Here is a 22,002-nt window from a genome sequence, read left to right as displayed (position 1 = left end):
TTCGGTTGTAAAACCATCTGAATAATTTATGACGTCATTTTCTGCTGTCATACTCGAACGTGAGAAATTAGGATTGGCCTTTTCTGGGAAGGTTTATAGCAAGATTGCTCGGCCATACTACGTCGGTATTGCTACGCACATAACCATTACCTGTCATGCCGCCCTTGAGTAGGCCTTTGTATTCTTTGGCTACCTCAACAGGTAACTTGATACGCACTTTAAACATGAGCTTTTCGCGCTCGTTCTGCGTTTCCACTGACTTGGGCGTAAATTGTGCTTGTGACGCAATAAACGAGACTTTTGCTGGCCACACACTATCCAGACCATCCAGCACGACTCTCGCATCATTACCGACTTGTAAGCCACTCATCTGCCCGTTAGGTAAAAAAAGATTCATAGACACATCCTCTGTATCTAGCAGGCTGACCATTTTGCTGCCTGCTGCAATCACACTACCAACCTCAGCAATTCGGTATTCCACGCGGCCAGCTTTAGGGCTGCGTATCAACATATCATCATTCATCGATGCGGCAGATTTTTCTTGAGCTTTGGCCTGATTGACGCCAGCATTTGCTTCCGCTACTTGAGCATCGATTTGTTGAACGGCTGCCTGCGCTTCTGCGTACGCTGCTCTAGCCGCTTGCACGACCGCAACCGCGCCATTGTATGCCGCTTGGCGTTTGGTCACTTCTGAGTCTGAAACCAAATCTTCGCGGCGCATCTTGCGGGCATTATCCAACTCCATTTTGGCTACTTTTTGCTGTTCAATCTGCGCATCAATTTGGGCGTTGGCACGCGCCATTGCCTGCTCTCCTTGCTTACGACCCGCCCGTGCCTGTGACACCATTTCATGTGCGCGCTGCTCGGTTGCCTGTGCCGCCACTAACTGACTTTCGCTTTGTGAAGAAGACAGCTTAACAAGCAGCTGATCGATATCGACATCTTCCCCTTCCGCCACCAGCATTTGCTCAACTCTGCCTGGATAAAGGCTAGCAATATCAAACCGCTCAAGCTCCAGTCTACCGTTTGAGCTGACTATCCCTAGCGGTAGGGCTTGTGCAAGTTGCTGCTGTTGCCAGTAATACCAACCGGCAGCGGCGGCCACGACAAGCAATAGAATCAAAACCCATGCTTTTTTCATAACGGTTCCTATATATTATTTATATGCGGAAATAAAACAAAAAATAACCAACCCATACGTCTTTTAACCGTATTAGGGCATGTCCTCAATTTAAAAATTTTAATGATTTTAATGATTTTTAGTATAGGCCGTGTTGGGTGTAGGAAATCAGATCGAGCACACCTCGTGTCGATCACGATAACTGACAATATTGGCGCTGTGTGGGCACAAGACAATTTCTACGCCAAGGCGGGATGGTAAGTGATTTATATAAGATGTTCGACATACAGTTGAATCATCGGATATTGGGCCGGTTAGGACACGACCTAGTCAGAAATATCAATAAATCCATAATTATATTGTGGTTATGGTACTCGATACCACCTCAATAAACCATCGGAAACTGAATTTATTTTGAGTGTTGTATGATTTATCCAATATAGCCCTGCAAATTTTTTGACCAACTCAGGATACTGCTTGTACAAAAACTGCTGCCATAGCAAACATTTTTATCATGAGTTATCACAGTTATTTTACTGGTATAGATACATAAATATTTTTAATGATGGCCATTGAGCTAACAAAACTATAATATTCCATGCTAATATTGTGGAGTTTTCATATATTAAACACTGTTTTTAAGTATTCTTCAAGACCAAATCTATTTTGTTGCTTTCATATATTTCTCAATTAGAGAATAAAAGGTCTTCACCATGTCTGAAACAACGCATAATCCATCCGAGAAAAATCTAAACTTTACCGCACTCATTGCCCTTGTCGTAGGCTCTATGATAGGCGGTGGTATCTTTTCATTGCCGCAAAACATCGCTGAAACCGCAAGCCCTGGTGCCTCATTGATTGGCTGGGTAATCACTGGCGTTGGCATGCTGATGCTTGCCTTCGTGTTCCAAAATTTAGCACATCGCAAACCTGAACTTGACAGTGGGGTCTATGCCTACGCACAGGCAGGTTTTGGTAACTATATGGGTTTTAACTCTGCATGGGGCTACTGGCTCTCTGCTTGGTTGGGTAACGTCAGTTACTACGTGCTGATATTTAGTACGCTGGGTTATTTTTTTAATGTGTTTGGAGATGGCAATACTCTGACTGCATTAGTGGGTGCCTCTGTATTATTGTGGGCATATAACTTCATGATTACTAAAGGTATTCAGACGGCTACCTCAGTCAATACGTTGATCACCATCGCCAAAGTGATACCGCTGTTCACCTTTATTGTCATTATTTTTACGGTCTTTAATATGGATCTGTTTAACAGCGACTTTTGGGGCAGAGAGACGGATCTAGGGTCAGTCCCTGATCAAGTTAAAAACATGATGATGGTGACGGTATGGGTATTTATTGGTATTGAAGGGGCCAGTGTGTATTCTGCACGCGCCAAAAAACGCTCTGATATTGGCAAAGCCACCGTATTGGGATTCATTTTTACGTTAGTACTATTAATGCTGGTTAACTTTTTAGCGATGGGTGTTAGATCACTCCCTGAGCTTGCAGCGATGAAAAACCCGTCGATGGCTTATTTGCTAGAGTATGCCGTTGGCCCGTGGGGCGCGACCTTTATCTCAGTAGGTTTGGTCGTCTCGCTGCTCGGTGGTTTATTGGCTTGGACGCTATTCTGCGCCGAAGTTTTATTCGTTGCCGCCAAAGACGAAACCATGCCGAAATTCTTTTATAAAACAAATGCCGTTGATGTGCCGGTAAATGCACTACTGGTGTCTTCTGCAGCGACACAATTATTCTTAGTCATCACCTACTTTAGTAAAAGCACGTATAACAATATCTTTTATCTGTCCACTTCCATGATTTTGATCCCCTATTTCTTTTCTGCCGCTTATGGTTTTTTGGTGGCCTATCGCAAAGAGGGTTACAAAACATCCGAGAGCGCCAAAAAAGACATTGTTATTGGGGTAACTGCACTGTTTTATAGTATTTGGCTGTTGTATGCAGCTGGTATTCAGTACTTTTTACTATCTGCTTTATTGTATCTTCCTGGCGTGGTTCTCTATATAAAAGCACGCAGAGAGCACAGCTATCAGCTGTTCAATACAGCCGAAAAAGTGGTGCTTGCAGTCATTACTGTCAGTGCCATCTATGCAGCCTATGGCCTGTACAGCGGTACGTTAAGCTTGTAGCGACCATACTAAATAAAGCGCTTTCATTTGTAATCACAAAAAACCGTTCGTCGTAATTTTCACATCAGTTGCTTTTTTCAGATTGTTCGTCCTCTAAACAGTGGTGAGATACTTTCACCCAAACCTCATAAGGATACAAAAATGTCTGACAAGTCTTTAGGTGTTCATTCAGAAGTCGGTAAATTACATAAAGTTATGGTGTGCTCTCCAGGTCTTGCCCATCAAAGGCTGACACCGCAAAACTGCGATGACTTATTGTTTGATGATGTCATGTGGGTGAGCAAGGCCAAAAGTGATCATTATGATATGGTCACAAAAATGCGAGATCGCGATATTGAGGTGGTTGAGATGCATCAACTGCTCGCACAAACCCTTGATAATAATGATGCCATGCAGTGGATTATGGATCATAAAATCACCGATAATCACGTCGGTACTTTATTGGCGGGCGAAGTGAGAGATTGGCTGACCAAACTTGAGCACAAGAAACTGTCTTCATTTTTAATTGGGGGCGTCACCACTGAAGAGTTACCGAATGATATTGGGGCATCACTCAAAAAATTATCCGCACTTTCAGGTACGACTGAGTTTGTATTGCCACCACTGCCAAACACTCAGTTCCCTCGCGATTCTTCAAACTGGATATATGGCGGTGTGACGCTCAACCCGATGTACTGGCCCGCTCGCCAGCAAGAAACGCTTCTTATTTCTGCTATTTATAAATTTCATCCAGACTTTAAAGGTGCTGATTTCAAAATTTGGATGGATGATACTGAAGAAGATCTCAGTGGCTGTAGCTTAGAAGGTGGTGATGTCATGCCTATCGGCAACAAAACCGTGCTGATTGGTATGGGTGAGCGAACGTCACAACAAGCGATTACCAGACTGGCCAAGACTTTATTCATCGATGGTTCGGTTGACCATATCATCGTAGCAGCCTTACCTAATCAACGTTCTGCAATGCACTTGGACACCGTATTTACGTTTTGCGATATTGATTTGGTCAATGTGTTTCCAGCAGTGACAGATCATATTACGACCTTTCATATTCGTCCTGATGAAAGCAAGCCACACGGTATAGATGTGCGCGAAGATGACAGACATTTTTTGAAAGTGATAGAAGAAGCCGCAAGGGTCGATAAATTAAGAGTGGTAGAAACAGGCGGCAATAGCTACGAAGTTGAGCGTGAGCAATGGGATGATGGTAACAATGTCCTTGCCCTTGAGCCAGGCGTTGTCATCTCTTATGACCGCAACACTTATACCAACACGTTACTGCGTAAACAAGGCATTGAAGTGATTACGATTCCAAGCTCTGAGCTGGGCCGTGGCCGTGGCGGTGGTCACTGCATGACCTGTCCTATCATTCGCGATCCAACGGATTAGGGCGTATTGAACCCTACCTCCTCATAGCGGCGCCAAATACAGTGATAGTCCATCCAAAATAAACACATACTAAAAATTAAGGAGTTATCATGAGTTTCAATCTTCACAACCGTGATCTGCTGAGTCTTATGCATCATAGTGAACGCGAGCTTACCTATCTTTTAGATATGGCTCGTGACCTAAAAAGAGCAAAATACTCAGGTACAGAACAAAAGCATCTTTTGGGCAAAAACATTGCTCTGATCTTTGAGAAAACCTCAACTCGTACTCGTTGTGCTTTTGAAGTAGCGGCATATGATCAGGGTGCCAATGTGACGTTTATTGGCCCAAACTCATCACAGATCGGCTACAAAGAGAGCATGAAAGACACTGCCCGTGTGTTGAGCCGTATGTATGATGCCATCGAGTATCGCGGGTTCGGTCAAGAGATTGTAAATGAGTTAGCAGAATATGCGGATATTCCTGTCTTTAATGGCCTAACGAATGAATTTCATCCCACACAAATGCTAGCAGACGTAATGACCATGCGTGAGCATACCGACAAATCAACCCATCAGATTAAGTATGCTTATTTTGGTGACGCGCGTAATAACATGGGCCGCTCATTATATTTAATGGGCGCTAAGATGGGTATGGACGTACGCCTTTGTGCCCCTAAAGACTTATGGCCTGAAGCAGACTTTTTGGCCACTTGTGCAGACTTTGCCAAAGAGTCAGGTGCCCGGCTTACTATCACTGATGATGTAAAAACGGCGGCAAAAGACGTTGATTTCGTTCATACCGACGTATGGGTATCGATGGGTGAGCCTATTGAGAGCTGGGCTGAGCGAATCGATGCGCTAATGGCTTATCAAGTCAATATGGATCTGATAAAAGCCACTGGCAATCCAAGAGTGAAGTTTATGCATTGTTTGCCCGCTTTTCATAACTCAGATACCGAGGTTGGTAAAAAAATCACTGAAAAATACCCACAGCTCGCAGACGGTATCGAAGTGACCGAAGAAGTATTTGAATCCCCTTACAACATCGCATTTGAGCAAGCCGAAAACCGTATGCATACGATTAAAGCTGTCCTGGTCTCTGCGCTTGGTAATATCTAATGTATGACATTAGCAGCGCGTGCTACTGGGGCGTGCCCTCAATTCAATCGATAGTCATCTAAATAGGTTAAAAGTGACTAAATCTTGCCAAACGGCGTCAAATAGCTGACTAATATCTCGATATTATCTGCGCTATTTTTCTTGTTTGACTGCCATTTATCTCATTTTTATCACTATTTTTGAAATGAAGACACGCCCTGATATGACATTAACTGAAGATAATGCGTAGGGAAATATCATGAGGTTACTAATTGCCTTAGGTGGTAATGCTTTATTAAAACGTGGAGAGCCGCTGTCTGCTCATAACCAACGCCAAAATATCAAGACGGCCGTTGAACAAATCAGTAAGGTCACGGAGGGTAACGAGTTAGTCATTGCTCACGGTAATGGCCCTCAAGTCGGTTTGCTTGCGTTGCAAGGAGCGGCTTACACTGAAGTCGATACTTATCCATTAGACGTTTTGGGCGCAGAAACGGAAGGTATGATTGGCTACATCATCGAGCAAGAGCTTGGGAATGTCCTGCCGAGAGACTCATCCATTGCTACCCTACTCACTCAAGTAGAAGTCGACCGTAAAGACCCTGCTTTTAACAATCCAACCAAGCCTATTGGCCCTGTATACTCAAAAAAGGAAGCAGAAAAGCTAAGTGCGCAAAAAGGCTGGGTTGTTAAAGCCGATGGTCAATATTTTAGGCGAGTGGTTGCAAGCCCTAAGCCCAAAAAAATATTTGAGCTAAAACCCATACAGTGGCTACTTGAAAAAGGTGTGATTGTGATCTGTGCAGGCGGAGGTGGTATCCCAACGGCATTTGATGAAGATGGCTGTTTGCAAGGGGTCGAGGCAGTAATCGATAAAGATTTGTGCGCATCCTTACTTGCCCGCAGCCTTAAATGTGAGTTATTGATGATTGCCACGGATGTGGCGTATGTTTATACAGACTTTGGAACTGACAAACAACGAAGCATCTTGCAGGCGCATCCAGACGCTTTAAGTGAGCTTGATCTTCCTGCAGGCTCTATGGGACCAAAAGTTGCAGCGGCTTGCGAGTTTGCGCGTGCGACTGGAAACACCGCCATAATCGGCTCACTGACCAATATTGGTCAGACACTTGAGGGAGGTGGCGGCACTCGTGTTTCAACGGAGTACGAAGGCCTCACATATGCCGCTTTATCTCCGAAAAATACAGAGTAATTCCTCAATTCCATCCGTAGTTTTACGATATAAAATAGTTTTTGAGTTGTTCCTGAAATAATCGGTTCAGCAGCCGACTATGAGTAGTCTATTGTGAGATTGTTTATAGTGACTCATTGGTCAATAATATATATTGAAAATTGGATATTAGCTTAGATACATGTTAGTCACAAACTTCTAAAACAACTCTGTCATTCTTTAGCAACAAATATTGACGATAGTCGTAGTTATTGTAACTGAAAGAGTCAGTTCGCCTCAGGTAATTATCTTAAGCCAGTGGGTTCTAGATTGCTAAAAAAACGAGATTTCTGCTATCTAGCTCGGCAAGCACATCGTATTCAACTGATTACGGTGCATTCCATCACTGAAACCCTAAAAGATCTAAACCTTTGGAGATTTACCATGCAATTTAAAAAATCCTTAATGACCGCTATATTAGTTACTATTGGCGGATTCGCTGCTATGTCTAGTGCGAATGCTGCTAGCCCTACCTCAAGTAGTTTTGGCGTTAGTATGGACGTTGAATCAATATGTACTATAGATGCAGCCCCTGTAGCTGTTGTACTCGCTAAAACTGAAGCAGGAAAGGCGACTACAGCTGTAACGGCAACCACTGACCTTATCTTAAATTGTTCTAAAGGTTCTGTGGCTGTTATTGGTCTAACACCTGCGTCAACCACTAGCCTCGACGGTACTGGTACTCTGCTTGGAGGAGATTTAGACGCCGAAGAAGTAGCATATAAACTGACATCTGGCTCAGCTAGTGGCACTGCGTGGGGCACTACTAATACAGTATCTACCGAAGCATTCGCAGATTATGCTACCGCCATCACTACTCCTATCTATCTCACAGTGACTAGTGATGCCGACGTTACACCTGGTCCTTATGCAGATACTATTAATATTTCTGTAGCCTATTAATCTCCATGCCGAGTCTCTGGTTACGCCGTGTTGCGAAACCTGCTGTTATCTCTAGTTTGCTATTGTCTTGTAGTGGAACGATGGCAAGTGGCCTACAGGTCTCTCCCATCTCTTTAAGCTTGCAAGCTAGAGAAAACGCCAGTGGCCTGACCCTTAGTAATTCGAGTGACGAAGTGATAAATGCGCAAGTGCGCGTTTATCAGTGGTCACAAGATGAAACAGGCGATCAGCTCGCTCCCTCACGAGGATTATTGGCCAGTCCGCCAATGATTGAGCTCAACCCCGGTGACAAACAACTGGTTCGAATTATCCGTGCCACCGCACCGCCGCAAGGCGCAGCAGCTGTAGAAGCGAGTTATCGGATTTTGGTTAATGAGCTACCGATTAAGTCCCCTAAGCAAAAGAGTGGCTTGCAATTTGCGATGAGCTACTCTTTACCTGTATTTGTGCAGCCCATTGGTATTGTTGAAACTAGTCCACAATTGCAATGGCAATATACCTTGCTACCAGATGGCGAACAGATTACATTACGCGTCCAAAATAGCGGAAATGGTCATGCCAAGTTAATTGGTTTGAGCGTTGTAGATACTGCGGGCACTAGCGTTAATATACACCAAGGTTTACTGGGTTATGTTTTACCAGATGCCACTATGAACTGGACACTGAAAATACCGCCTTCTACTCTCACATCAGGGACGATAGCCGGTAAATTCAAGGTAACGATCAATGGAACTGAGACGATACAAGACGTTACGCTGGACACTGCCGATCGCTAAAATAGCCTTATTGCAAACCTTAATGATACCTCTCAGCCATGCCTTCGAACCAAACGATATCATGGCTACCTCTACCAACCTTCCCAACGACAGTCTCGCACAGCTTGATTTAAACCGTAACAATCGTGACGAAAATGACCATCCAGACAAGCTTGATCTCTATTTAGAGGTTAGGCTTAACGGCACAGACAAGGGCTTAGCGGCCTTCGAATACTATAATGACCAATTATGGGCAAGTACAAACATATTGCAGCAACTCGGCTTTGTATTGCCGCCTGACACCCTCGAACCAATACCACTAAATACTTTACCTGATATCAAGATCGATTATGACGCCCGCCAGCAAGCGGTCAATCTCATTGCACCTCTAAGTATCCTTAACCTTGCCACGACCGTCGTTAATACCCGCAATAGCAGACGCTCGCAACCGACTGCCTCACCTGGTTTTCTGTTAAATTACAACCTTTATGGCACACAAACAAAAAACAATGCGACCAACCTAAGTGCTTATACAGAACTGCGCGCGTTTAATGACTTTGGTGTATTAAGTTCTACTGCTCTGACAACTGGCAATCGTTTTGCTGATAGCGCTATTAGTAGCAAAGATTGGGACAGTCGCACGGTACGGTTGGATAGCAGTTGGAGCATATCATTCCCTGATAAGCTAGTTACCGTCAGTGCTGGTGACTTACTCACAGGCGCACTATCATGGACAAGGTCGACACGCTTAGGTGGACTGCAATTTGGTACTAATTTTGACCTGCAGCCCTATATGACCACCACGCCTTTGCCATCGTTTTTTGGTTCTGCCACCCTGCCCTCAACGGTAGAGCTGTATATTAATGGTCTGAAGCAATACGGCGGTGACGTACCTGCTGGTCCTTTTGAGCTTAATACAGCGCCCAGCTTTAGCGGTGCGGGCAATGCCCAGCTCGTATTGACCGATGCCCTAGGACAAAATACTACGCTTAATTTTTCGCTTTATGATACCCATCGTTTGCTGCAGCCAGGGCTGTCTGATTGGTCAGTGGAGCTCGGTGCCGTGCGCCAAAATTATGGGCTCAAATCTTTTGATTACGGCAGCGATATCGCCAGCTTTGGCACTTGGCGTTATGGAGTCAGTGATCGCTTTACCGCAGAGACCCATGCTGAATTGACTGAAGGGCTTAGTAATGCTGGTGTCGGTGGTACTTGGTTATTGAGCAGTAGAGGCGGCGTCTTATTTGCCTCAATAGCGGGTAGCGACAGCCAAAGTAAAAGTGGATCGCAATACAGTGCAAATTACTCTTGGAATAACAGTCGCTTCCATATTGGTCTCAGTGCCACTGGTACTCATGGTGACTACCGTGACGTCGCCACACGTTACGGAAATGCTCCCAACCGCCGAAGTGAACAACTCTCAACAGGTTATAGCACCCAATCTCTAGGCAGTTTTGGTCTTAGTTATAATCAGGTCGCTTTTGCGCAGCAAGAGACCTCACAATTTGCCAGCGCCTCTTGGCGAAAGTCCTTTGGGCGACGACTGAGTCTGAATGCCAATTACAATCATGATATCCATAATTCTGCCAATAACAGCGTCTCTTTTGGGGCCTCGCTATCCTTAGATCGTAATATCTCGCTGAATAGTAGTGTGCAGAGCACTAACGATAGCCAAACCTTCGTCACTGATGTATCACAATCAACACCAAGTGCGGGCGGCATAGGCTGGCGTGCGCAAGCAAGGCACAGTACGAATAACAACAGCAGCACCGATGGCTTAGCCGAATTGAATTATCTTGGTCCATACGGTCGATTACAGGCTGGTATCAGTAGTAACAACGATAATTATTCTACTTATGCTAGCGGTACAGGCGCGCTGGTTATGATGGGTGGAGGCTTATTTGCTGCCCGCCAAATCAATAATGGTTTTGCCGTGGTCTCCACTGATGGTATCGCCGATGTACCAGTGCTACTGCAAAACAGTCCCATAGGTACGACGAATAAGCGGGGTCTGTTATTGGTGACGCCACTGAACGCTTACCAAGAAAATAAGATTGCTATTGACCCCATGGATTTGCCTGCTGACCTGCGTATCGACAAGGTGAGTATTAAAGCCACGCCGACTGACCGCGCTGGTGTGTTAGTGAGCTTTGGTATCACAACGGTGCGCTCGGCATCTGTTATCCTCACAGACAGCGATAACCAGCCGCTACCGCTTGGCAGTCAAGTACAGTTACTTACGAACAAAGATGCATCTTCAGCAGTTATTGGATTTGATGGCGAAGTCTATTTGGATACCTTAGATGAGCACAATGTACTAAAAGTAATCATGCCCTCTAGTGATAGTTGTACGGTCAGCTTTGATTATCATAAACAGGGCGATGATATTCCACTAATCGGTCCTCTCATCTGCCAAAAGGTAAAATAATAATGAAGTTTTTAAGATGGAAATATAGTCTATTTTTGATAGTAGGTGCATGGTGGTTACCATCAGGGAATGCTTATGCTGTACCCAATGTTACGTGTGAAGCAGGTATGAATACAGCAGTGGGAAGTATCGGTAACGTGAACATTAGCGATTCTGTCACCCCCGCCAACGCTGATGACGCAAGGATTGGTGCTACATTAAACTATAGATGTACTAATAGCGGCTCCGCAGGATATGTATCGGTTTGCCTTGCAGTAGATGGTGGCAACAATAACAGCACTTACCCTCCGCGTTACATGAAGAATGGGTCTGTCGATTCAAACTTGGCTTTTACCATGACATTACCAGGAAATATTGATTGGGGTACCCGCAATTCTAGTGGTTCTGAATTCAACTCAGGCTCACTCGCTATTGCCGAAAACTCATTTATCTCAGGCAGTGTAGCTATTAACATTTCTTTGCTCTCAAACTATAACAATACCCTCGCAACATCCGGAACCTATACCGACGATTTCAATGGCAGTCATACCGCATTAACGTTTAAGGCTAACGAAATCTCATCTGGCCTTGATTGCTCAACGGGTAATTTAGGAGTAGATCAATTCCCATTTACCGTTCAAGCGACCGTAATTCCAAGCTGTTTAGTTACCTCTACCACTGATGTCAATTTAGGTTTTCATTCTGCAAATAGAAACAATATCATAGGCAATAATTCTAGTGCGATTGGCGTCACTTGCACAAATGGTGCACCCTATAATATTGGCTTAATGCCATCCAATAATAATATAGATGGTGCTGGCATGATGAGTGGTACTGGTAACAATACTGATAAGATACCTTATCAATTACGTTCAACTGATGGTGAAAGTGGAGATATATGGGGAAACACCGCCACCTCGAATAACGTCGGGAATGGCGTAATAGGTACTGGCGATGGAACCTCTCAACTAAAGACTGTCTATGTTACTGTCCCCAGTGCCGATTTTAAACCCGATAAATATACTGACATCGTGAGTATTCAAGTGAATTATTGATAACTGACCTATATTACCGATTTCATGAGTCTAAACTAAAAATCATTTAACCAAAATCCTGATGAAACATCGTTAAAGCAGAAGGCAAGCTGTTAACGAACAAAACAAATGACGTTGATAATTTGTCATATCTAGTGCAATAAGCGTTTAAAATTCATATGATGTCATTCTATTATTTTCTCTATACAATCGTTTTATCATCGTTCAGCAAACATACCATGAACAAGTTGAATATAAAATTTACACTTAACTCCAAAAAATCAAAATAATCACTATCACGATTCAATAATGAACAGCCCCTAAACCTTTTTAATAGAGAGTATTCAATTAAATGATAGAGCTTCTAAGCGATCCTTCGATATGGCTTGGTTTCTTCACACTTGTTAGTCTTGAGATTATCTTGGGTATTGATAATCTCGTTTTCATTGCCATTCTCGCTAATAAACTTCCCCCGCATCAACGCAGTAAAGCGCGCAATCTGGGTCTTGGGCTCGCGCTCATTATGCGCTTAGGCCTGCTGTTTGTGATGTCATGGCTCATCACTCTGACCAAACCTGTGATCAACTATGGTCAGTTTGATTTATCGGTCAGAGATTTGATCTTGATAGTCGGTGGGTTCTTTTTATTACTCAAAGCCACGCTTGAGCTACATGAACGCCTAGAAGGTAAGCTTGAGACCAATAACAATAGCAAAGTCTACGCAGGCTTTGCCGCTGTCGTTGCCCAAATCGTTATCCTAGATGCCGTGTTCTCGTTTGATGCGGTCATCACAGCAGTCGGCATGGTCAAGCATTTAGAAGTGATGATGGCCGCGGTTATTGTGGCGATGGCGGTAATGGTTTTGGCAGCCAAAACCTTAACGGATTTTGTCGGTAAGCACCCGACTGTCGTTATCTTATGCTTAAGCTTCTTGCTTATGATTGGCTTTAGCTTGATCGTTGAAGGTTTAGGCTTTCATATTCCAAAAGGCTACTTATATGCCGCCATTGGTTTCTCTATTATTATTGAAGCCTTTAATCAATTCATGCAGCGTAACCGTACGAAATATGAAAGCGCCATTCCGCTACGCGACCGAACCGCAGATAATATCTTAAGACTGATGGGCGGCAAAACCGCTAACCATGAGGAAGAGTCACTCACAGAAGACGATATCTCAGTACAGACCATCCCTTTTGCAGAAGAAGAGCGCTACATGATTAGTGGGGTGCTGGCGCTTGGTGAACGTGATGTTGAAACCATCATGACGCCGCGCTCAGAGATATCTTGGGTGAATATCGAAGGCAGTCTAGACGAGATTCGCGAGCAAGTATTATCCACGCCGCACAGCTTATTACCTATTTGCCAAGGGCATTTAAACAAGGTGCTCGGCGTCGTACGGGCCAAAGATATCTTAGCGGCACTCGACAAACAACCTAACGATATTCATCTGGCTCTAACGCCTTTATTCAGCAAGCAGCAGCCCGTTTTTGTCTCTGACACCATTGATAATTTGCGTCTTATCAATTTGCTCAAGAATGCCAAAGGTAACTTGGCAATCGTAGTCGATGAGTATGGGCAAGTGGCAGGACTGGTGACGCCTTTAGATTTATTTGAAGCGATTGCTGGGGAATTCCCTGATGAAGATGAGACGTTAGTGATTTTCAAACAAGAAGATCACTGGATAGCTGAGGGCACTATTAGCTTGGATCAGTTGCGCCTTGAACTAAACGAGCCAAACCTATTAGCAGATGCCGAGCAGCTGACCATCGGTGGCTATATCAATTTTAAACTCGATGGCATTGCGCAAGTGAATGAGCACGTCAGCAGCGAAGGTTATACCTTTACTGTGTTAGAGACGCTGTCCGCAAGAATTCTTTTGGTCAAAATTGAAAAAGAGCTCAGTTAATAACATTGTCAATAATAGTCATGACTTATATAGCTAGTGCTAAGCGTGCTAGCTATAACCTTAAAGACTTCCCTTCCATTTTATTAACTTCCGGCAAAACACATTGCTAGCCTATAGCAATATCCTCACTCTAAAAAATATCTAAACAGTGCCTTAAAAACTAAGGTTTTCTGTTCTTCTTACGTTTTAACACTGCCCATCTTTATACTTTCTTTATACCCCACCGCGTTATCTTGACAACACTTTTATACCTCTCTCGGCATACTGTTGCTATTAAGAAGTAAGCAATAAAGAAGTAATAAAAGATCAGTCTAACGATCGCTGATCTTCATTATTCATGGTTCATTGTGCGTTTTTGGAGAGTGTCATGGAAGTTTTTGCAGGGTTTCTAGCCTTCGGTTTATTCATCTATTTGTTATATGTACTGATTAAACCGGAGGCATTTTAATGACAATATATGCGCTATCACAGCTGGTTATTTATCTAATCGTTCTATTTACTTTAGGGTATTTTCTATCAAGTTACCTGCTGCAAAGGATGCAAGCCCCTGTCTCTCGGCTTGAATCCCGTATTTTTACGACGCTGGGTATGATCGGTCAAGATACCAAAGGCAACCCTGCTTTTGGTATGAATTGGAAGCAGTACGCTGGCGCCATTGTGCTATTTAACCTCATTGGATTGTTGGGGTTATTTGTGTTGCAACTGGTGCAAGGACACTTGCCGCTAAACCCTGCCAATATGTCAGGCGTCACGTGGGACTTGGCGATGAATACCGCCATCAGTTTTATCACCAACACCAATTGGCAGGCTTACGGCGGCGAAAGTAGCATGAGCTACCTAACCCAAATGATGGGCATGTCGTTGCAAAACTTCTTATCAGCTGCAACCGGTATTGTAGTGGCTTTTGCTCTAATGCGTGGTCTGGTATTTAAAAAGAGCGCGCATCTGGGTAACGCTTGGATAGATTTATGGCGCTGTAATCTTTATATTTTGCTGCCGATAGCGGCAATTATAGCCATGCTGTTGATGAGCCAAGGCGTGATACAAACGCTATCCATGTATACCGACGTGCAGACCCTACAAGGTGAGTCGCAAACGATTGCTTTGGGCCCTGTTGCCTCGCAAGAAGCGATTAAGATGCTCGGCACCAACGGTGGTGGCTTTTTTAATGCCAACTCTGCCCACCCGTTTGAGAATCCCACCCCCTTTTCTAACTTTATCCAAATGTTGGCTATCTTCCTTATCCCAACGTCGCTTTGTTTTTGTCTTGGCAAAATAAGCGGCAACCTCAAACAAGGTATCGCTATCTTAAGTGCTATGACGGTCTTGTTTATAGCGATGTATTCTTTGACCGTCAGCAGCGAGCTTGCCGGCAACCCTTGGTTAACGTCACAGGTTCAAGGCCTTACCGATGCTAGTGTGAGCGGCAACATGGAGGGCAAAGAAGTGCGTTTCGGTATTGTTGCCACGTCACTGTTTGCCACGATTACCACTGCCGCTTCGTGCGGAGCCGTCAACGCCATGCATGATTCATTTACGCCCCTCGGTGGACTGAGCACCATGTTGCAGATGCAATTGGGCGAAGTGGTCTTCGGCGGCGTGGGTGCAGGTCTCTACGGTATGCTGCTATTTGCCATTTTGGCGGTATTTATATCGGGGCTGATGATTGGGCGTACTCCCGAATATCTTGGCAAAAAAATCGAACCGTTTGAGATGAAAATGGTGGTTTTGGGCTTATTGGCCGCGCCAACGATGGTGCTAGTAGGCACGGCTATTAGCGTGATGACGACCAGTGGGCAAGCCGGTATCTTCAATCCTGGTGCTCATGGTTTTAGTGAAGTGCTCTATGCCTTTAGCTCGGCGGCCAACAATAATGGCTCTGCCTTTGCAGGCTTGGGTGCCAACTCTGTGTTTTATAACTCTATGCTTGGGCTGGCGATGTTGGTTGGTCGCTTTGGCGTCATTATTCCGGTGTTGGCTTTAGCAGGATCGTTGGCCAAGAAACCCAGATTAGAGGTTAATAGCGGCACCTTGCCAACCACCACCCCATTATTTGTCGGGCTTTTGGTCGGCACAGTATTGATGATTGGCGCTCTGACTTTTGTCCCTGCTTTAGCGCTCGGACCCATCATAGAGCAGATTTGGATGTTGGGAGGCTAGCCGATTAAGTATAGGCAAGCATTAGACGAGTCGTTATTTAATTAGTTAGTTGGTTAACTTATTACTAATAACGTGACTCGCTACCCAATAGTGAATCGACCCATTTTATGATTACGTGAGGAATACAAAACATGAGCGTTTTATCAGACACTAATACACAGGCTGAAAATTTGCAGTCGCAGCAAGACCCCAATCATTCAAACTTACCTGAAACACCAGCACAAGGCCTCCTTGATCCTGCTTTGATCAAGCCCGCCCTAAAAGACGCTTTACTTAAGCTTGATCCAAGAGTGCAATGGCGCAATCCGGTGATGTTTGTGGTTTATATTGGCTCGCTACTGACCAGTATCTTAGCCATTACGATGCTGGTTAAAGGACAAGCTGGTATTGTTTTCACCTTATCCATTACCTTTTGGCTGTGGTTTACCCTACTGTTTGCAAACTTTGCAGAAGCACTAGCCGAAGGGCGTAGTAAAGCCCAAGCGGCCAGTCTAAAACAGGCGCGTCAGGACGTGCAAGCTCGCAGGCTTGCGAGCATTGACAGACATTCTGCGACTACCATGATTCAGGCAACTGAACTTAAGCAAGATGATATCGTTCTGGTCAATGCAGGCGAGATCATTCCTGCTGATGGTGAAGTCATAGAAGGTCTAGCATCCGTTGACGAATCCGCAATCACCGGCGAGTCTGCACCCGTCATTCGTGAAAGTGGTGGTGATTTCAATGCGGTGACAGGTGGCACTAAGGTGTTATCTGACTGGTTGATGATACGTATCACCCAAGCCCCTGGACAAGGATTTTTGGATCGTATGATTGCCTTGGTAGAAGGCGCCAAACGCACTAAAACGCCAAATGAGATAGCGTTGACCATTTTATTGGTGGCGCTAACCCTGATATTTTTGCTGGTATGTGTGACCTTATTGCCTTTTTCACAGTTTGCTGTGCTGTCTTCGGGCAATGGCGAGCCGATATCGATTGTGGTCTTAGTGGCGCTGTTGGTCTGCTTGATACCGACGACGATTGGTGGTCTATTGTCAGCGATTGGCGTAGCAGGCATGAGCCGGATGATGCAGGCCAATGTCATCGCGACCTCTGGGCGCGCGGTAGAAGCGGCAGGCGACGTTGATGTTTTGCTACTAGATAAGACCGGCACGATTACCTATGGCAATCGACAAGCGTCGCAATTTATACCCGCACACGGGGTGACAGAAAGTCAGCTTGCGGAAGTGGCGCTGATCAGCTCATTGACCGATGAGACACCAGAAGGTCGCAGTATCGTCAAGCTTGCCCAAAGCCGTTTTGATATTGATGAAAATACATGGAAAGCAAAGCCGTTTGACACCATCGAATTTACCGCGCAAACCCGTATGAGTGGCACCGATATTGAGCAGCGCCATATCCGTAAAGGGGCGTTTGATGCCATCGTAAAATGGGTAGAAGCACAAGGCGGCATCTTACCTACTAATCTACAGCAACAAGTAGAAGAAGTCGCTCGCCGTGGTAGTACGCCGCTACTGGTCGCCGACAGTCAGCAGTTGCTTGGCGTCATCGAGCTCAAAGATGTGGTCAAAGCCGGCATAAAAGAGCGCTTTGCCGAGCTGCGCAAGATGGGCATTACCACCGTGATGATTACGGGCGATAACCCTCTGACAGCGGCGGCCATTGCTGCTGAAGCGGGCGTCGATGACTTTATGGCGGAGGCAACCCCCGAGCAAAAGCTTGAGCGAATACGCAGCTATCAACGTCAAGGTAAGCTAGTCGCTATGACCGGTGATGGCACCAATGATGCACCGGCACTGGCACAAGCAGATGTGGCTGTCGCTATGAATAGCGGTACTCAAGCAGCTAAAGAAGCGGCCAACATGGTCGACTTGGACTCAAATCCGACCAAGCTGATTGAAGTGGTGCAAACCGGTAAGCAGATGCTCATGACTCGCGGCGCACTAACGACATTTAGCTTGGCAAATGATATCGCCAAGTACTTTGCCATTATTCCAGCCGCCTTTGCCAGCACCTACCCTGCGCTTGGGGTATTGGACATTATGCAACTAGGCAGCCCTAAAAGCGCCATTTTATCGGCTATTATCTTTAACGCGTTGATTATTGTGTTTCTAATTCCACTGGCGCTGCGCGGCGTGACTTATAGACCTGATTCTGCCATCAATTTATTGCGCCGCAACTTGCTGATATACGGCTTGGGTGGACTAATACTTCCCTTTGTCGGTATCAAAGTAATCGATATGCTCATTAATGCCTTGCACTTGGTATAACCAACGATACGGATGACGACTATGCAAACTAATAAATCTACGCAACTTGATAATTCTGTGCAATCTAACAACGTTATACAATCTATTTCTCCTGTTGACTCTAAATACCAACAGGCTGATGAAAATACTCTCTCTAAATTGGACAATTCTGTATTGGACAATAGTGCTACTCGTATGCCGATGCTCAAACCCGCTTTCTCATTATTTATAGCCTTGGCAATTATTTTAGGGTTATGCTATCCCTTATTGATGACCGGCGTTGCCCAAGTGACCATGGCGGATAAAGCCAATGGCAGCTTGATAGAACATAATGGCAGTTTGGTGGGCTCTGCGCTTATCGGTCAGCGCTTTGATCAGCCAGAATACCTATGGACGCGCCCATCAGCAGCGGGAGACGGTTATGATGCCGCGCAATCTTCGGGGAGTAATTTGGGGCCTTTAAATCCTGAATTAGTGACTGGTGTGGAGGCACAAGTACAAAGACTAAAAGCCGCTGATCCACAAAACACCGCTCCTATCCCTCTTGATTTGGTCACGATGTCAGGCAGTGGTTTAGACCCGCACATCTCACCAGCGGCAGCCGAATGGCAAGTCAGCAGAGTGGCGCGTATTCGTGGCATCAGTGCGGAACAAGTCCAAAAAGCCATCGATGAGCATACAGAAGCGCGACAATTCAATCTGTTCGGCGAACCGCGCGTGAATGTATTGGCAGTCAACTTAGCCTTAGATGAGATGGCAGTCGTTAAATGAGTCAACCCATTAATCAGCAGTGAGCATCAGCATGAGTGAGCAGCGCCCCAATCCAGAGGATTTACTCCAGCAAATAAAACAGCAAGAAAATACGCGCAGCAGAGGTAAACTAAAAATCTTCTTTGGGTCATCAGCAGGCGTTGGCAAGACTTATGACATGCTCTCTGCCGCCCATCGAGATCAAGCACATGGACTGGATGTCTTAGTCGGTATCGTAGAAACTCATGGCCGCAGTGAAACGGCAGCATTGTTAGATGGATTGACAATACTGCCGTTACGTCAAGTTGAGTATCGAGAGCAAACCTTGGCGGAGTTTGATATTGATGGGGCTTTAGCGCGGCATCCAGATATTTTATTGGTTGATGAGCTGGCGCATAGCAATATCCCAGGCTCCAGACACCCAAAGCGCTGGCATGACGTTGAGGAGCTATTAAAGGCAGGTATCAGCGTCTATACCACAGTTAATGTTCAGCATTTAGAAAGCCTGAATGATGTGGTCAATCAAATCACCGGGGTCGTGGTACAAGAAACCATCCCCGATTGGTTCTTTGATCAGGCCAATGAGGTGGTATTGGTCGACCTGCCAGCCGATGAGCTATTGGCTCGACTGCATGACGGTAAGGTCTATATCCCAAGCCAAGCCAAGCATGCGATAGAAAATTTCTTTCGAAAGGGTAACCTGATTGCTCTACGTGAGCTGGCATTACGCCGAACTGCTGACCTAGTTGATGCCGATATGCGAGATTATCGCAATCAATCGCGTATTTCATCCATCTGGAATACCACCGATCAGCTATTAGTGGGTATCAGTACGCGCGCCCATAGCGAGCGCCTTATTCGTCATGCCGCACGACTTGCCAGCAGCTTACACTCGCAGTGGTATGTTATCTATGTCGAGACGCCGCGAAATGCCTATGAGCTGTCCAAAAATAAGCAAAGTATTTTAGAAGCATTACGCTTAGCAGATGAGTTGGGCGCCAAGACAGAAATCATCAGCGCTATTAGCGTTGCTGAAGGTTTAGTCAGTTACGCCCATCAATTTAATATTGGACGTATTATTATCGGCCAGAATCACTCTAGGTTTTATTATGATCAATCATTGGTCAAACAGATCTCACAGCAGGATATCAATTTAGACTTGATACTGGTCAATCAAGCTACACAGACAAAAAATCTCAGTAGCAAGCGACAACTGCCTACTTGGGATATGGCTGCCCTAGCCTCTAAAGATAATCGCATCGGTTATCTGATGGCCGTTCTAGGTTGCACGCTCGTCACTGTCAGTCTAGTCGCCCTGACGCGCTGGTTTGATTTAGCCAATGTGGTGATGCTGTATTTGTTGGTCATTGTGTTCATATCGGTTCGTTTTGGACGCGCCCCTGGTATCTTTGCGGCGCTCTTAAGTGTCATCAGCTTTGACTTGTTTTTTGTGGAGCCTAAGCTTTCTTTTAGCGTCAGCGATGTGCAGTACTTAGTCACGTTTGCGGTGATGATTGTCGTCTCACTGATTATCAATAACTTAGCGGTTGGACTGCGCTTTCAGGCGCAAAATGCCCGTAGACGTGAGCAACAAGCGATCTCTATGAGTCATTTGGCACAAAGCCTGAGTGCGGCGCGCAAAAACGAAGAAATCATCAACCAAGCCATTATTTGGCTGACCAAACATATCGCTAGTAAAGCGCTTATAGCGATGCCCAATGCCGATGGTAAATTGACTATGGCCTCAGAATCGAGCATCCCATCAGAGTTCAATTGGAATGTGACCCAATGGGTGTTTGATCATAAGGAAAGCGCGGGTTTAGCGACACATACGCTGGCCGCCAATCCTATGCACTATCGGGCGCTTGCGACCTCAAATCAGGTACTCGCAGTATTGGCACTGATGCCAACAGATATTGATAATTTTAATCAACCGGAACAACAACGTACCCTCGATGTCGCTATCGCTCAAATTACTTTGGCGTTAGAGCGCGTCTATTACGCCAAAGTCGCACAAAATGCCCTTATCAAAGTAGAGTCAGAACGCCTGCGCGGCTCGCTATTATCCGCGTTGTCTCACGATATTCGGACTCCGATTACCGTGCTATCAGGTTTGGCCGCTTGTCTTGCCAGCCAAGATTTAGCGCCTGCTGAACAAAAGCAGCTTGCTATCGATATTGAACAGCAAGCCAACGTCATTCAGCGTTTGGTCATCAATATCTTAGATTATGTAGCGCTGCAATCCGGCGGTATGAAACTCAATAAGCAATGGGTAAGCTTAGAAGAGATTATCGGTAGTAATATACGCCAACTCGAACCTTATCTACAGAATCGACAAGTTAAGATAGACGTGGCCAGTGCAGTCGATTTTATCTATACCGATGAATTAATCTTGGCGCGGATTTTAAATAATCTGCTGACCAATGCCATTAACTACACTCCAGACAACGCAGCTATCACTATTCAAGCGACACTCACTAATCAGCACACTGCTCAAAATTTGCAAAACAATAATCCCGTGCAAAACAATAAAATCGTGCAAAGCTACCAAATAACAGTGACAGATAACGGTCAAGGGCTGCCAATAGGGATGGAAGCGCAAATATTTGAACGTTTTACCCGCGGCGATAGTGAAAGTAATACAACAGGATTGGGATTGGGACTGGCGCTCAGTAGAGATCTAGTCAAGCACTTAGGCGGCACGCTAAACGCGAGCAATATACAACCGCACGGCGCGCAATTTGTTATAGTGCTACCGTGGCAGCCTTTAGAAAATCTATATATGTTTGATGATAAATTTACATCAAGCATGACTCATACAGATGCAAGCATAGATGCAAGCATAACTACCAGTTCAGAAAACTCATAAAAC

General features: G+C 45.2%; 15 protein-coding genes. 14 read left to right on the top strand and 1 reads right to left on the bottom strand.

All coding sequences use genetic code 11. From position 1 onward, the window contains the following. Positions 1-67: 67 nt before the first annotated feature. Complete coding sequence (locus tag RH96_RS10130) at positions 68-1,141, bottom strand: HlyD family secretion protein (RefSeq protein WP_010200582.1); 1,074 nt, start codon at positions 1,139-1,141, stop codon at positions 68-70. A gap of 692 nt (positions 1,142-1,833) precedes the next feature. Between RH96_RS10130 and arcD the strand changes: the two genes are divergently transcribed. From arcD to RH96_RS10065, 14 genes are all read left to right on the top strand, one after another. Continuing rightward, positions 1,834-3,270 (top strand): arginine-ornithine antiporter, encoded by a 1,437-nt coding sequence (gene arcD, locus RH96_RS10125; protein WP_010200580.1) that lies wholly within the window; start codon positions 1,834-1,836, stop codon positions 3,268-3,270. 141 nt (positions 3,271-3,411) lie between these two features. Then, complete coding sequence (gene arcA, locus RH96_RS10120) at positions 3,412-4,656, top strand: arginine deiminase (RefSeq protein ID WP_010200578.1); 1,245 nt, start codon at positions 3,412-3,414, stop codon at positions 4,654-4,656. An 89-nt stretch (positions 4,657-4,745) separates the two neighbouring features. After that, positions 4,746-5,756 carry an ornithine carbamoyltransferase gene (locus tag RH96_RS10115; RefSeq protein ID WP_010200576.1) on the top strand — a complete coding sequence of 337 codons (1,011 nt, stop codon included), beginning with the start codon at positions 4,746-4,748 and terminating at the stop codon, positions 5,754-5,756. Positions 5,757-5,994: 238 nt separating this feature from the next. Continuing rightward, a complete protein-coding gene (gene arcC / locus RH96_RS10110) occupies positions 5,995-6,948 on the top strand; it encodes a carbamate kinase (protein ID WP_010200574.1) in 954 nt (317 codons plus the stop codon). A gap of 402 nt (positions 6,949-7,350) precedes the next feature. Beyond that, complete coding sequence (locus RH96_RS10105) at positions 7,351-7,869, top strand: spore coat protein U domain-containing protein (protein ID WP_010200573.1); 519 nt, start codon at positions 7,351-7,353, stop codon at positions 7,867-7,869. Positions 7,870-7,874: 5 nt separating this feature from the next. Then, positions 7,875-8,645, top strand: a complete 771-nt coding sequence (locus tag RH96_RS10100) for a molecular chaperone (RefSeq protein WP_037033473.1) — start codon at positions 7,875-7,877, stop codon at positions 8,643-8,645. Further along, a complete protein-coding gene (locus RH96_RS10095) occupies positions 8,596-11,052 on the top strand; it encodes a fimbria/pilus outer membrane usher protein (RefSeq protein ID WP_010200571.1) in 2,457 nt (818 codons plus the stop codon). Before RH96_RS10100 ends, RH96_RS10095 begins: the two co-directional genes overlap by 50 nt. 2 nt (positions 11,053-11,054) lie before the next feature. Then, the gene (locus RH96_RS14630; RefSeq protein ID WP_010200570.1) at positions 11,055-12,086 is read left to right on the top strand and encodes a spore coat U domain-containing protein; all 1,032 of its coding nucleotides are present in this window, start codon (positions 11,055-11,057) and stop codon (positions 12,084-12,086) included. 331 nt (positions 12,087-12,417) lie between these two features. Beyond that, positions 12,418-13,971 (top strand): TerC family protein, encoded by a 1,554-nt coding sequence (locus RH96_RS10085; protein ID WP_010200569.1) that lies wholly within the window; start codon positions 12,418-12,420, stop codon positions 13,969-13,971. A gap of 337 nt (positions 13,972-14,308) precedes the next feature. After that, positions 14,309-14,419 (top strand): K(+)-transporting ATPase subunit F, encoded by a 111-nt coding sequence (gene kdpF / locus RH96_RS15380; RefSeq protein WP_081501593.1) that lies wholly within the window; start codon positions 14,309-14,311, stop codon positions 14,417-14,419. Then, positions 14,419-16,131, top strand: coding sequence for a potassium-transporting ATPase subunit KdpA (gene kdpA / locus RH96_RS10080; RefSeq protein WP_026037279.1), 1,713 nt, complete (start codon positions 14,419-14,421; stop codon positions 16,129-16,131). Before kdpF ends, kdpA begins: the two co-directional genes overlap by 1 nt. A gap of 131 nt (positions 16,132-16,262) precedes the next feature. Then, positions 16,263-18,401, top strand: a complete 2,139-nt coding sequence (gene kdpB / locus RH96_RS10075; RefSeq protein ID WP_010200565.1) for a potassium-transporting ATPase subunit KdpB — start codon at positions 16,263-16,265, stop codon at positions 18,399-18,401. A gap of 21 nt (positions 18,402-18,422) precedes the next feature. Next, positions 18,423-19,151, top strand: coding sequence for a potassium-transporting ATPase subunit KdpC (kdpC, locus tag RH96_RS10070; protein WP_010200564.1), 729 nt, complete (start codon positions 18,423-18,425; stop codon positions 19,149-19,151). Positions 19,152-19,182: 31 nt separating this feature from the next. After that, positions 19,183-21,999, top strand: coding sequence for a DUF4118 domain-containing protein (locus tag RH96_RS10065; protein WP_010200562.1), 2,817 nt, complete (start codon positions 19,183-19,185; stop codon positions 21,997-21,999). The last annotated feature ends 3 nt before the right edge of the window (positions 22,000-22,002 follow it).

Origin of the sequence: Psychrobacter sp. PAMC 21119 (assembly GCF_000247495.1) — a bacterium.
Lineage (GTDB): Bacteria > Pseudomonadota > Gammaproteobacteria > Pseudomonadales > Moraxellaceae > Psychrobacter > Psychrobacter glaciei.
The sequence above is the reverse complement of the archived record's forward strand: the minus strand, read 5'-3'. Positions and strand labels throughout refer to the sequence as shown.

Excerpts from the sequence above, each read along its gene's own strand:
- RH96_RS10130 (WP_010200582.1), bottom strand. The coding sequence starts at position 1,141 with ATGAAAAAAGCATGGGTTTTGATTCTATTGCTTGTCGTGGCCGCCGCT.
- arcA (WP_010200578.1), top strand. The coding sequence starts at position 3,412 with ATGTCTGACAAGTCTTTAGGTGTTCATTCAGAAGTCGGTAAATTACAT.
- RH96_RS10105 (WP_010200573.1), top strand. The coding sequence starts at position 7,351 with ATGCAATTTAAAAAATCCTTAATGACCGCTATATTAGTTACTATTGGC.
- kdpF (WP_081501593.1), top strand. The coding sequence starts at position 14,309 with ATGGTTCATTGTGCGTTTTTGGAGAGTGTCATGGAAGTTTTTGCAGGG.
- kdpC (WP_010200564.1), top strand. The coding sequence starts at position 18,423 with ATGCAAACTAATAAATCTACGCAACTTGATAATTCTGTGCAATCTAAC.
- RH96_RS10065 (WP_010200562.1), top strand. The coding sequence starts at position 19,183 with ATGAGTGAGCAGCGCCCCAATCCAGAGGATTTACTCCAGCAAATAAAA.
- RH96_RS14630 (WP_010200570.1), top strand. The coding sequence starts at position 11,055 with ATGAAGTTTTTAAGATGGAAATATAGTCTATTTTTGATAGTAGGTGCA.
- RH96_RS10085 (WP_010200569.1), top strand. The coding sequence starts at position 12,418 with ATGATAGAGCTTCTAAGCGATCCTTCGATATGGCTTGGTTTCTTCACA.
- kdpA (WP_026037279.1), top strand. The coding sequence starts at position 14,419 with ATGACAATATATGCGCTATCACAGCTGGTTATTTATCTAATCGTTCTA.
- RH96_RS10095 (WP_010200571.1), top strand. The coding sequence starts at position 8,596 with ATGGAACTGAGACGATACAAGACGTTACGCTGGACACTGCCGATCGCT.
- arcC (WP_010200574.1), top strand. The coding sequence starts at position 5,995 with ATGAGGTTACTAATTGCCTTAGGTGGTAATGCTTTATTAAAACGTGGA.
- RH96_RS10100 (WP_037033473.1), top strand. The coding sequence starts at position 7,875 with ATGCCGAGTCTCTGGTTACGCCGTGTTGCGAAACCTGCTGTTATCTCT.
- RH96_RS10115 (WP_010200576.1), top strand. The coding sequence starts at position 4,746 with ATGAGTTTCAATCTTCACAACCGTGATCTGCTGAGTCTTATGCATCAT.
- arcD (WP_010200580.1), top strand. The coding sequence starts at position 1,834 with ATGTCTGAAACAACGCATAATCCATCCGAGAAAAATCTAAACTTTACC.
- kdpB (WP_010200565.1), top strand. The coding sequence starts at position 16,263 with ATGAGCGTTTTATCAGACACTAATACACAGGCTGAAAATTTGCAGTCG.